Source organism: Shimazuella kribbensis DSM 45090, from assembly GCF_000428065.1.
In the GTDB taxonomy this organism is placed as follows: Bacteria; Bacillota; Bacilli; order Thermoactinomycetales; family Thermoactinomycetaceae; genus Shimazuella; species Shimazuella kribbensis.
The window spans coordinates 86,001-97,765 of sequence record NZ_ATZF01000004.1 but is presented as its reverse complement, the minus strand read 5'-3'; the positions used below and the strand labels follow the sequence as shown (position 1 = coordinate 97,765).

The following is an 11,765-nucleotide window of genomic DNA, read 5'->3' as shown; positions in this document are numbered from 1 at the left end:
ATCCTTACCCTTTCATAGAGTTGTATTGATCCGCTTCTGCTGTCTCTTTCTTTCTATACAATGCGATCAAAATCGCTAGTCCTACCGCGGCCTCAGCGGCTGCTACAGTGATGGTGAAAAAAGTAAAAATTTGCCCTTCTACATTTGGATAAAAACCTAATCGAGAAAAAGCAACAAGATTGAGATTTACGGCGTTTAACATCAATTCCACACTAAACAAAAGCATCACAGCATTACGTTTGGTTAGAATGCCATATAGTCCAATACAAAAGAGAATAGCAGCTAATGCGAGATAAGAAGTAAGATACATCTTTTATTTCTGCTCCTTTCTCGCCAATACGATGGCACCGATCAATGCTACGAGTAATAAAATGGAGGCTAACTCAAAAGGAATAGCGTAGTTTTTAAACAAGATACTCCCGATACTCTTTACAGAAGCACTCGTTTCTTTCCCCGCTGGTGTCAAGATAGGAGTTTGGTAGATAATCGTCATGATGATAACAAAAAAACCTGTGACAGTTGCTAAGCTGATCCATTGATGATATTGAAAAGATCGACTTGGGGCTCCTTCTTCAGGTTTTGTTAACATAATACCAAAGATCATCAAGATAGAGATTCCGCCTGCGTATACCAAGACTTGCACCACTGCTAAAAACTCGGCCTGCAATAATAAATAAATACCAGCAAGACTAAAAAAGGTAAATGCAAGTGCAATCGCCATATGCATAACCTTTCCTGCATTTAAAAAGAAAACTGCCCCTCCAATCGCAAAAACCGATAGGATAGAAAACGCTAAAAATTCCGCATTCATGATGATGCTCCTCCTGCTGGTTTTTTAACGGGTATAGGGTTCAATGTATTCTCAGAGCGAATATTTTTATCGTTCTTAAATAACCATTCTTTATTTTTAAATAAATCATCACGGGAATACGTAGATAGTTCAAAATTATTGGTCATTACAACTGCTTCAGTTGGACACACTTCTGTACATAAATCACATAGAATACAGATTTCAAAATTAATATCGTACGTATCGATTACTTTCCCTTTTTGTTCAGGATCTGGATTTTTCTTTCCTGTTAAAGAAATACAGTCCGTGGGGCATACTCGGACACATTGATTACAAACAATACATTTATCTGGGTCAAAATACTGGATCCCCCGAAAACGATCTGGCATTTGTAGTGGTTCTTTGGGATAGTTATAAGTCACCTTTGGTTTTACCATGTTTTTTAATGTGACATTTAATCCTTTGATCAGCCCTATCATAACGCATAACCTCCTTCTTAATAATAGTGAGCCAAAAATGGAACTTCTTTTAACAAAGCAGTAAGTACAATATTGGCTAACGCAACCGGAAGCAATACTTTCCAAGCAAACTGCATCAATTGATCCACACGGATTCGCGGCATTGTTGCTCTCACCCAATACAAGAAGAAGACCACAAGACTAAATTTTATGATGAACCAAAGAATGCCTGGTAAAAAAGTCCATCCAAAAGGTGCATTCCAGCCTCCCAAAAAGAGAACAGTTGTTAGAGAAGACATAGCAAAAATATACACGTACTCTGCTAACATAAAGAAGGCAAACCGAAATCCACTATACTCCACATGATACCCGGCAACTAGCTCCGATTCTGCTTCTGGAAGATCAAAAGGTGTCCGGTTTAATTCGGAGACAGATGCGATGATAAAAACGATAAAGCCGATTATTTGTGGGAAAATAAACCAAGTCTTTTGCTGAGCAGCAACGATTTCGTTCAAATTCAGCGAACCGACAGTTAGAACGACCCCAACAACCGATAAAACTAGGGGAATCTCATAACTTATCATCTGAGCGGCTGACCGCATACCACCAAGCAACGCATATTTATTATTGGAAGCCCATCCACCTACTAATATGCCAATCGTAGTGATGCTAGAAACAGCCATGTAATAAAGAAGGCCTACACCAATATTTGCGAATTGGATTTGGGCACTAAACGGCATGACGGCAAGCACAGCAAATGATGGTACAAATGCAAGTATTGGTGACAATTTAAACAAGGTGCGGTCTGCATTTTTGGGAATGGTATCTTCTTTGATCAATAGTTTTAAAATATCCGCAACGGTTTGCAAAAGCCCCCACGGTCCTACTTGATTAGGGCCGATTCTCCCTTGTATCCAACCAATTACTTTTCGCTCAGCCAAAATCGCATACGTTACAAATCCGAGAACGATCAACAATAAAATAACTGGTCCAAGATACAAAAGCAATGTATCCATCAACCATCCACCTCTCCCAAAACAATATCAATTCCACCTAGGATAGCGACCAAGTTAGAAAGATTTTCATCTTTTAATAAAATAGGCAGTATTTGCAAGTTATAAAAAGATGGCCGGCGGAACTTGAGGCGCCATGGCTTATCCTTTCCTTTGCTTACAATATGACAGCCTAACTCTCCACGTGGAGATTCAATCCCAACATATACTTCACCCTCAGGAACGCGCAGAACCCGTGGAACTTTCCCCATAATTTTCCCTTCAGAAGGAAATTCTCCAACAGCTTGAGCAACGATCTTCAGCGATTCATCGATCTCCTTCATGCGACATAAATACTTCTGATAAAGATCGCCATCTTCGCCCACAGGTACTTCGAAAGCAAAGCGCTCGTAAATCGAGTAGGGAGCATCTTTTCGCAAATCCCAATTCAACCCCGTCACCCTTAGATTGGCCCCTGATAAAGCATAACGAATTGCCGTTTGTTGATCATAGCTGCCTATTCCTTTGGTTCGCCCAATAAATATTTCATTCCCTGTTACTAAGTCATGGTATTCTTTGATCTGTTTTTGCATGTAGGTTGTAAATTGCTCCACTTTCTTGATCCATCCAGCAGGAGCATCCCATTTTACTCCTCCGACTCGCATGTAGTTATAGGTCAATCTAGCTCCACACAGCTCATTGAATAGATCCAAAATTTGCTCTCGATCACGAAATGCGTATAAAAATGGACTCATGGCACCGATATCAAGGAGATATGTACCCATCCAAACCAAATGGCTTGCTACTCGGTTTAGTTCCATGACGATCACTCGTAAAAACTCAGCACGTTCCGGTATTTCCAAACCCATTAATTTTTCTGTTGCATGTACAATTGCGTAGTTATTGGTCATTGCAGACAAATAATCCATTCGATCGGTATAAGGTATGATTTGCGTATAGCTTAGATCCTCAGCCAATTTTTCCGTTCCTCTGTGCAAATAACCGATAACTGGCTCTGCTTCCACAATTCGCTCTCCATCTACCTTTACCAACAAACGAAGTACACCATGTGTGCTGGGATGCTGAGGTCCAACATTTAAGAGCATTTCTTCTGTTCGAATCACGGTTTTAAACCTCCTTATCAAACGCTACGTAGTCTTTACGAAGCGGATGACCTACCCAATCATCAGGCAACAAAATTCGTTTTAAGTCAGGATGACCCGTAAAAGTAATTCCCATCAAATCAAACATTTCCCGCTCATTCCAGTTCGCCGCTGGAAATAACGCTGTGGAGCTTGGAAGTTCAGCATTTTCATGATCCAGCCTCACCTTTACTGCAATCATCTCTTTTTTTTCTAAACTGTGAAGATGAAAAACCACTTCTAAATGTGTTTCATAATCGATAGCAGAGGCGTTTTGCAAGTAATCAAATGGAGTACTATGTTCATCTCGTAAAAATTGCAACACAGGAAGCCAATTTTCCCGGGAAATAATCAACGTACATAGATGATCATTCGGTTGATTGATGTATCCTTCCATTACTGCTGATTCGCCAAATTTCTCTTTTAATGTAGTTGCTAAGGCGTCCATTACCGGCTGTTTTGGTGATGGAGGTAATGGCTTTGGCTCTGGTTTTTTCGCAGCTGGTTTTGGACGAACAGGAGGCTTTTTCTCTTCTTCACTCATTGGCTCGTCACCCGCTTTCCTGTCTTCGCTTCATAACGAATTTTCTCTTGCAGCTTATGAATACCATAAATCAAAGCTGCCGGATTTGGTGGACAGCCAGGAATATAGACATCAACAGGTACGATCTGGTCGACACCTTTTACAACAGAATAAGACTTTACATAAGGTCCTCCTGCTGTTGCACATGATCCCATGGCAATAACCCATTTTGGCTCTGGCATCTGATCATAGAGACGACGGAGTAGCGGAGCCATCTTTTTCGTTACTGTCCCTGCCACGATCATAACGTCAGACTGTCGAGGAGAAGCACGAAAAATAACTCCAAAGCGATCGAGATCATAGTGTGAACCACCCGTACCCATCATCTCAATTGCACAACAGGCAAGTCCAAAAGTGAGCGGCCACATGGAATTGCTTCTCGCCCATGCTTTTACTTGGTCCAAACTCGTAGTCAATACGTTTCGTTCCATCGATTGACGTGTCAAAGGGTCGATGTTCTCAAAATTTACTTCCACTCTAACACCTTCTTTTTCCAAGCATAAATTAGTCCCAATATTAAAAATCCAATAAATAAGCCCATCTCCAATAAAATTGCCAATCCAACTTCTGAACGCAGCACATCATAGGACGCCGCCCATGGAAAAAGATAAATAGCCTCTACATCAAAAATCACGAAAAGAAGTGCGTACAAGTAATATCGAACATGAAACTGGACCCAACTGCCCCCGACCGGATCTGCACCACTTTCATAGGTGGTCGCTTTTTGCTCTGTTGGCCTGGATGCCCGCAGCAGACGCGCCATTGTCAGAGCAGCTACAGGAAGCAAGATAGCTACAACAAAAAAGATAGCAATAATAAGAAAAGATTGGCTGATCGGCATAAATGAATCCCCTTTACTTCTATCTTCTTTCAAATTAAAACGCTTTCAGTTTTTTAACGATTTAATCCCTACTCCACCTTTAAGATAAAGAAATGTCAGGAAAGATTTTCCAATTCATATCTATCCCAAAATTAGACAAAATTTTAGTAAAAAAATCAATCTTTCGAACTGATTATAGCAAAAAAAGAAGAGTTGTGTCTAATTATGCACAGAGTATAGAATACTTTTTAACAATAACAAAACTCCTTTTGTTGAATTGACTTTTCCCTAAAAAGGGACATAGAAAAATAGGAATATGTCGGAAAATACAACAATGATGAAATTTACATTTCTTGTTAAATTTATGAACGATTGCAATGTCCATAAACTCACAAACCAAATGTCTTCTAACGAAAATACGACCCCTCGTTAAAAAGAGGGATCGTATTTTCATTGATATTATCCTATCCTCTGTTGGAAAGAGTGGTCGAAAGTATAAGTTGCATTTACACATAGTACTGATTATTTAAAGATGAAAACATACCAGCCGAAATAGCAAGATAGCATGATTGAAACACACCAAAGAGGATCAACGAATCCATCAAGTAACGACGAACTAACGCTGATATTCCCCTTTTTTTGAAGAAAAATTTTATTTATCATGATGTTTGTATTCCGAATTTATTTTCATATGTATATCGTTAGTTTTAGGTATTCATGAAATCAGCGGCGGGCAACCAATAGGTTGCCCGCCTGGACGCAAAGCGATGTCTCCTTCAGACGCTCTTCACACAAGCATCAGTGTGTCGAGCGTATCCTGCAGTTCTCCTTCCAACTTCTGGGCCCTGGCGTCGAGCATAATCCTGAACTTGAGACCACGAGAAACCTCATTGGTGATCTTCTCGATCTTCTTCGCCAGATCGTCGAATTCCCACTCGAATCCATCCAGTTGGCGATCGATCGCCTCGATGGTCTTACCCTGCTCATCCAGCCATTCGAACTGGCGGTCGAGCAGGGTTGTGGTGAGGTCGGCTTCTCGGAGTTCACGAAGGGAGCCGAGCTGCTCCATCGCCTGAGCGAGGAGAGCCTCCAGCTTTTCTCGCAGCTTAATCTGGTTCTCCTCACGCTCGCGCAGCGCTTGCCCAAGCCACTTTGTCCGCAACGACATTGCCGAGTGCACCTGATTATTGGCTGTGTGGGTGCGCAGGTACAAGAGGCTGTACTGGTTGATCAGCTCCTCATGATCCATCGGGTGCCAATTCAACCTTTTGCCCCACACGCTGATAGGTGTCAGCACATCCCGAACCAGCTCCTGTACCCGCACACGATAACACGGGTGGAACTGTGAGCAGTCGACGCATTCGCAGTCTCGCGCATGCGTGAACCAGTTCTGAAAATCCTCGATGACCGAACCGCTCGAACCAGTCATGACCGGAGGATTCTGCTGCTCTTCCGGATCCAGAAGCTTCTGGATGCCCGTGCGGAAGTACTCGTTTTCGTCAAGGGAACCCTCGACGTAAGCACTTCGGATCAGGTCCACGACAGCGGAAAGTACACGCCTTCCATTGCTCGGGTGAACAATCCCCGTCAGGAGCACACCATCCGGACACTGGCAGTTCCCGTGCCTCAGAATGATGTTCAGCTCACCCACTTCCGCTTCGAGATAGATTTCCATTTCACGAGAGGGCCAGCAGTCTACACTTTCTTCTACGAGGGGTACAGCAGACAGAGCACGCAGCTCTGTAACTGCGTTCTGGATGTTCTCCTCGGAGCTTGACTTGTCGAGTGCGATCTCCATGAGAGACACGACAATCGACAGAATCATCCGTCCATACGTCGGATTGATCCAATAATCCTCGGAATAGTTCTTGATCCCCCAGTACAGCTTGTGGACGATGGAGTTCCTGCGCAGATTACGCGGAAGGTTCACTTTGCCTCCTTAGACTTATGCTAACTATAGCATATCGCTTATTTTTATAAAAATTCAATATTCAATAGTTTCCATTTAACAAAAAGAGTACAAAATACTAAAATAACGATTCGTAAAATTTCTCGCATCCTTTACTCTCTGATTTTCCCATCGTCATATCTTGTCTAAATTGAGTCTCGAAATGAGTCCATATTTAGAATTTGCATTTATTTATAGAGGAGTATAAGAAGAAACATCAAAAAAGGGATACACGGAGGTGTATTTCTTGAAGAAATGGAACTACAGCTTTTTGTCCTTTTTGCTATTCTTATCTTGTTTTACCATCTTTCCTTCCACTCCCAAAACAACTTATGCTGCTCCTACTTTCCAAATGCCATTTCCGTGTGATCAGACCTGGAATGGCGAAACAAGAAAAAAACATAATCCTAAACTCGCCATTGATTTCACGCGAAAAAATGGACACGGTGATCCAGTCGTCGCATCTGCATCTGGAAAGATTAAAAAAATAGGTGATCTTGGCAACAAAAGCTTTGGGAAATTTGTGTATATTGATCATGGGAATGGTTGGGAAACACGTCACGCACATCTGAGTAAAATCACCGTTAAAAAAGGGCAGTTGATTGAAATCGGCCAACAAATTGGAAACGTAGGCAATAGCGGAAACTCTACGGCTTCGCATCTTCACTATGAACAAAAACATAACGGAGAAGTACAACCAATCTACTTTGGTTCGAGTAAAGCCTATTACTATGGAAAAAAAGAATATAAGAGCAATAACAATTGCACAAAAAAGCAACATACAGGCACTGTAAAAACAGAGAACGGCAAAAAATAAGATGTACATCGAGAACCAACAACTTCTTCCAAAGTAGTAAAACAATTAGAAAATAATAAAAAAGTTACGATCTATTGTCAGACAAAAGGAACTACGGTCAAAGGACCTTATAGAACGAGTAGCTTATGGGATAGAATCGGTACCGATCAGTATATTCCTGACTCTCATGTCTACACCGGATCGGATGGTCAGGTAGTGCCGAATTGTTAATAAAAAGGATAATAATACAATCACTTTTAAAAAAATAAAACATCCATTGTCTTACTCATTTCTCAGACAAAGAAGTAAAAAAGCCCATTACTTTAATAAGTACTGGGCTTTTGCTATGAAAATCGGATATCTATTACATAAAAATATTTCTTTATGAAATCCATCTGGTCATCAAGGAGATGACCAGATGGATGCCTAGATACAGGACTATGATCGATTGACAACCTTCACTCGGTTGACATTTTTGTCCTTTTCTACCAGTTCTCGCATGACTGCGATAACTGCATCCTTATATTTCTTAAAGTGACACTGATCACCACTGGGATCAGATCCACCACGGCTGGAAGCAGGATGAGTGTTCACACTTCCCTCATCCACAATGACAATCCATCCCTCAGAAGGGTGGAGACCACAAGGTTGAATAGTGATGACTTGGTTGGTTCGTCACTTTTTCTCTTTCATCTAGGCAATGGTAGTAATCATTATAACAAAATCCCCATTCAAGTAGGCGTCATAAGTGAATCTTTACATACATTTAACTATCGCAAACCTACTTCACTCAAGCGAAAAAATAAATTTTCCACAGTACCTTGCAATGTATAATAGTGCATGATATTATTCTATCAGCAGGTACACTACATTGCACAGTACCTTAAGATAATTGGATGTGATCAGATGAATGTACAGTTTAAAAAAGGGGTTCTCACTTTATGTGTGCTAGTACTGACGCTACAAAAAGATAGATATGGCTACGAATTGGTTCATACGATATCGGAAAAATTTTTAATCGCTGAAGGGACCATTTATCCACTACTTCGACGGCTTACGAAAGAAGGGTACTTTACTACCTATTTAGTGGAGTCGAATGAAGGGCCGCCACGCAAATACTATCAACTGACGGATATAGGGCAGGAATATGCAGATGAACTTATTCAAGAATGGAAAGAATTTTCGCTTGGGGTAAATCAGTTGATCGAGGAAGGGATTTTAAATGAACAAAAATGAGTTTTTATCCGAACTAAACCGTCACTTACAAAAGCTGCCAAAGTCTGAGCAAGAGGCTGCAATCGAAGATTATGAAGAACACTTCGAACATGGTGTCTTTGAAGGTAGATCAGAAGCAGACATAGCGACAAGTCTAGGAAATCCGAGAAAAATAGCCAGAGAATTAGTCACCGAATACCACTTGGAGCATGCGGAACAACATAACTCCTACTATAGTATCACCAGAGCTGTATTTGCCTTCCTCGGCCTTGGATTTTTAAACCTTGTATTTGTACTTGCTCCATTCATCGCAATTGTAGCTGTAATTATTGCTAGTTATGCTGTCTCTTTTGTATTCGTTATTTCACCATTATCTGTCTTTGTTGCCCTCTTTGGTGACGACAGTTGGCAATCGATCCTATTACTCCTATTTGCGACTTTGGGATTACTAGGAGTTGGCTTGATTCTCGGCACGGTGACCACTAAGTTTTCGAAAATATTTTTCCAATGGTTTACCCGCTATTTGAAATCCAATCAAAGAATCATTCGAGGTGAGAGAAAATGAAAAAAATTATATATGTAGGTATTATTCTATTTATCATTGGTTTAGTTGGTTCAGGTGCGATGATTTACAAAAAAGTAGGATTGAAGACAGAAGCACCTTTTAAACATGAAGAAAAGGCAGATGGTACATTAATAACGAATGTAATGGTAACCAGTAAATCTGTCGATATAGAAATCTATCCGAGTGCAAATAACCAAATAACTGCTACCTTTACTGGTACCAAACAAAAAAATGTAACAACGAACTTACAATTAACTACAAATGGTAATACCGTTCAAATAAATGCAAAACGAGAGGAAGTAAATTCAAGATCATGGATAAATTTTGATCTAAATACAATAAAACAACCTACCAAAGTTGCAGTATATCTACCTAAAAAACAATATGAAACTTTAACGTTGCAGACGAATCATGGAGATATTAAAATAGAAGATTTCAAAGGCAAGATAGCCAAAGCGACAACAAATAACGGAGATATAAGACTAAAGAATACAGATGCAACCCTCGCGGTTCAGAGTTCGCATGGGGATATACAATTGCAAGAATCCATTACGCTAAATGGGAACAATTCCATTTCGACCACATCAGGAGATATTGATGTTCAGTCAAACTACGATCCTAATAATACTTCAAACAATAAAACGACATCGCTGAATTTACAAACCTCACATGGAGACATTCATTTGAATGGATATCAAGGAAATCAATTAACAGCAAAAAGTAATTCTGGAGATGTTACGGTTCAAAATATCGACACTACCTTTAACATTCGATCGAATAATGGAGATATTCAGATTCAATCTATTAAGGAGTTTCGAGCAAATAATCAAGTAAACACCAGCAATGGAGATATTGCAGTCTCTGTTGGTCATGATCCAAAATCACTAAATGTCCATTTTGCTGGAAGCGAGATTCAGTCCGATTTCCCAATCCAGACGATGGGTACAACTACAACATCAGACTACGATAACAACCAACCTTTAAAAGGTGTAATTGGTGCCAATTCAGCCGATTCACCTATGTTAAACATGCAAACAAACCATGGAAATATCTCGTTTGGCAGATAAATAACATCAAGATGGAGGATAAAAAATGAATATACCAAAAGAAATTCAACGAGCATATCTTTTTTGGATACTTGCCATCGCATCAGGGATGGCAGAAACAATTTTTGTGGTAACCGATTCTTTATTAAAACACTCTACTTCTATTCAAAGCTTATTTATGGGAATTCTCGTCCGTGGAGTCATCTACACCATCTTTATTCTCGTCACCATTCAGATGAGAAAACAAAAAAATTGGGCGCGAATCGTCTTAGCTATAGGGTTAGGGATTGTTGGTACCTTATCCTTAATTATGGACCCTATTACTTGGCTGATGGAAGGCCATGCGATCAGTGAAGCATTTGTAGGGATGGATGTACTAACTGTCTTGTTCACGCTAAGTAGAATTATCCATATACTCTGTGTTTTTATAGCATTATTTTGGATGTTCCAACCAAATGCCAATCAATACTTTCGTTCATCGGGTAAGAAAGATTCCCATCATGCAATATAATGACTACCCCTTTTTCCAACATGCTAGAGAATATTCGATCATCTGGGTTTTTAAACTATAAAAATCAAAAGGCCTGCAAAGGAGCACTGATGATGCAGTTTATGGTGATTGGTTATGATGGAATTGACCCAATGGCATTGAGCCGTCGTCTAAAGGCAAGAGAAGATCACATTTCACTAGGAGATAAACTGGTTAAAAGCGGTAATATGTTGTTTGGAGTGGCATTATTGAAAGATAATAAAATGGTTGGATCAATGGTAATTGTGGACTTTCCAACACGTGAAGATTTGGATAAATGGCTAGCAATAGAGCCTTATGTAACTGGTGATGTGTGGCAAAAAATCGAGATAAAAAATTGTCAGGTAGGTCCTTCTTTCATCAGTATGTTAGGTCAGACTGAGGTTTCGTTATTAGATAAATAATATTGGAATATTTTTGAATAAACTTAAAACAAGATACAAAAAAATCTCCCTTATTACAGGGAGATTTTTCGACTCTATTTCTATTTCCATTTGGAAACTTCAAGACGATTCGCAGCACGTTTTAGAGCAAGCTCTGCACGTGCAAGATCACCATCGTGTTCTGCAATACGCTCTTTGGCTCTAGCCTCAGCAGCCTCCGCTCGATTCACATCGATATTGGAAGACAACTCTGCAGTTTCAGCAAGAATAGTCACACCACTAGGACGAACTTCCAAGAAACCGCCACTAATAGCAATACGTTCTTCTTGTCCCTCGTTTTTTACCCGCACTACGGTTACATGTAATGGGCTAACGAGTGGTGCGTGATGAGGCAAGATACCAATGTCTCCATTTGCCGCACGAGTGATAACCATTTCCACGTCTTTGGAGTAAACTTTTCGTTCTGGGGTTACAATATCGAGCTGCATTTTACTCATA

At 40.2% G+C, this 11,765-nt stretch carries 17 protein-coding genes; 6 read left to right on the top strand and 11 right to left on the bottom strand.

The window, feature by feature from the left end:
• Nucleotides 1-4: 4 nt before the first annotated feature.
• The 9 genes from nuoK to A3GQ_RS0107880 form a co-directional block, all read right to left on the bottom strand.
• Nucleotides 5-310, bottom strand: a complete 306-nt coding sequence (gene nuoK, locus A3GQ_RS0107920) for an NADH-quinone oxidoreductase subunit NuoK (RefSeq protein ID WP_028776599.1) — start codon at nucleotides 308-310, stop codon at nucleotides 5-7.
• Between the two features lie 3 nt (nucleotides 311-313).
• On the bottom strand, nucleotides 314-811 hold the full coding sequence (locus A3GQ_RS0107915; RefSeq protein WP_028776598.1) for an NADH-quinone oxidoreductase subunit J: 498 nt from the start codon (nucleotides 809-811) through the stop codon (nucleotides 314-316).
• The gene (gene nuoI, locus A3GQ_RS0107910) at nucleotides 808-1,269 is read right to left on the bottom strand and encodes an NADH-quinone oxidoreductase subunit NuoI (RefSeq protein WP_028776597.1); all 462 of its coding nucleotides are present in this window, start codon (nucleotides 1,267-1,269) and stop codon (nucleotides 808-810) included. The genes A3GQ_RS0107915 and nuoI overlap by 4 nt, the downstream gene beginning before the upstream one ends.
• Before the next feature lie 17 nt (nucleotides 1,270-1,286).
• Nucleotides 1,287-2,264: an NADH-quinone oxidoreductase subunit NuoH gene (nuoH, locus tag A3GQ_RS0107905; RefSeq protein WP_028776596.1), complete on the bottom strand. Its 978-nt coding sequence runs from the start codon at nucleotides 2,262-2,264 to the stop codon at nucleotides 1,287-1,289.
• Entirely contained in the window at nucleotides 2,264-3,364 is a 1,101-nt protein-coding gene (locus tag A3GQ_RS0107900) for an NADH-quinone oxidoreductase subunit D (RefSeq protein ID WP_028776595.1), read from the bottom strand. The genes nuoH and A3GQ_RS0107900 overlap by 1 nt, the downstream gene beginning before the upstream one ends.
• Before the next feature lie 4 nt (nucleotides 3,365-3,368).
• Nucleotides 3,369-3,926: an NADH-quinone oxidoreductase subunit C gene (locus A3GQ_RS23745; RefSeq protein ID WP_051271384.1), complete on the bottom strand. Its 558-nt coding sequence runs from the start codon at nucleotides 3,924-3,926 to the stop codon at nucleotides 3,369-3,371.
• Entirely contained in the window at nucleotides 3,923-4,396 is a 474-nt protein-coding gene (locus tag A3GQ_RS0107890) for a NuoB/complex I 20 kDa subunit family protein (RefSeq protein ID WP_425423368.1), read from the bottom strand. Before A3GQ_RS0107890 ends, A3GQ_RS23745 begins: the two co-directional genes overlap by 4 nt.
• Nucleotides 4,397-4,431: 35 nt before the next feature.
• Nucleotides 4,432-4,806, bottom strand: a complete 375-nt coding sequence (gene ndhC / locus A3GQ_RS0107885; protein WP_028776593.1) for an NADH-quinone oxidoreductase subunit A — start codon at nucleotides 4,804-4,806, stop codon at nucleotides 4,432-4,434.
• Nucleotides 4,807-5,572: 766 nt separating this feature from the next.
• Entirely contained in the window at nucleotides 5,573-6,715 is a 1,143-nt protein-coding gene (locus tag A3GQ_RS0107880) for a hypothetical protein (RefSeq protein WP_028776592.1), read from the bottom strand.
• Nucleotides 6,716-6,980: 265 nt separating this feature from the next.
• Here A3GQ_RS0107880 and A3GQ_RS23740 point away from each other — a divergent pair, with 265 nt between their 5' ends.
• Nucleotides 6,981-7,550, top strand: coding sequence for a M23 family metallopeptidase (locus A3GQ_RS23740; RefSeq protein ID WP_051271381.1), 570 nt, complete (start codon nucleotides 6,981-6,983; stop codon nucleotides 7,548-7,550).
• Between the two features lie 417 nt (nucleotides 7,551-7,967).
• Here the strand turns inward: A3GQ_RS23740 and A3GQ_RS26800 are convergent, their stop codons facing one another.
• The gene (locus A3GQ_RS26800; protein WP_156877604.1) at nucleotides 7,968-8,138 is read right to left on the bottom strand and encodes a hypothetical protein; all 171 of its coding nucleotides are present in this window, start codon (nucleotides 8,136-8,138) and stop codon (nucleotides 7,968-7,970) included.
• Nucleotides 8,139-8,435: 297 nt separating this feature from the next.
• On the opposite strand from A3GQ_RS26800, the gene A3GQ_RS0107865 reads away from it, so the two are divergent.
• From A3GQ_RS0107865 to A3GQ_RS0107845, 5 genes are all read left to right on the top strand, one after another.
• Nucleotides 8,436-8,765 carry a PadR family transcriptional regulator gene (locus tag A3GQ_RS0107865; protein ID WP_028776591.1) on the top strand — a complete coding sequence of 110 codons (330 nt, stop codon included), beginning with the start codon at nucleotides 8,436-8,438 and terminating at the stop codon, nucleotides 8,763-8,765.
• Nucleotides 8,752-9,309 carry a DUF1700 domain-containing protein gene (locus tag A3GQ_RS0107860; RefSeq protein ID WP_028776590.1) on the top strand — a complete coding sequence of 186 codons (558 nt, stop codon included), beginning with the start codon at nucleotides 8,752-8,754 and terminating at the stop codon, nucleotides 9,307-9,309. The genes A3GQ_RS0107865 and A3GQ_RS0107860 overlap by 14 nt, the downstream gene beginning before the upstream one ends.
• Nucleotides 9,306-10,376 (top strand): DUF4097 family beta strand repeat-containing protein, encoded by a 1,071-nt coding sequence (locus A3GQ_RS0107855; protein WP_028776589.1) that lies wholly within the window; start codon nucleotides 9,306-9,308, stop codon nucleotides 10,374-10,376. The genes A3GQ_RS0107860 and A3GQ_RS0107855 overlap by 4 nt, the downstream gene beginning before the upstream one ends.
• A gap of 25 nt (nucleotides 10,377-10,401) precedes the next feature.
• Nucleotides 10,402-10,866, top strand: coding sequence for a hypothetical protein (locus A3GQ_RS0107850; RefSeq protein ID WP_028776588.1), 465 nt, complete (start codon nucleotides 10,402-10,404; stop codon nucleotides 10,864-10,866).
• Between the two features lie 92 nt (nucleotides 10,867-10,958).
• On the top strand, nucleotides 10,959-11,288 hold the full coding sequence (locus A3GQ_RS0107845; RefSeq protein WP_028776587.1) for a YciI family protein: 330 nt from the start codon (nucleotides 10,959-10,961) through the stop codon (nucleotides 11,286-11,288).
• Between the two features lie 80 nt (nucleotides 11,289-11,368).
• On the opposite strand, the gene A3GQ_RS0107840 is transcribed toward A3GQ_RS0107845, so the two are convergent.
• Nucleotides 11,369-11,764 (bottom strand): F0F1 ATP synthase subunit epsilon, encoded by a 396-nt coding sequence (locus A3GQ_RS0107840; RefSeq protein ID WP_028776586.1) that lies wholly within the window; start codon nucleotides 11,762-11,764, stop codon nucleotides 11,369-11,371.
• Nucleotide 11,765: the final 1 nt, after the last annotated feature.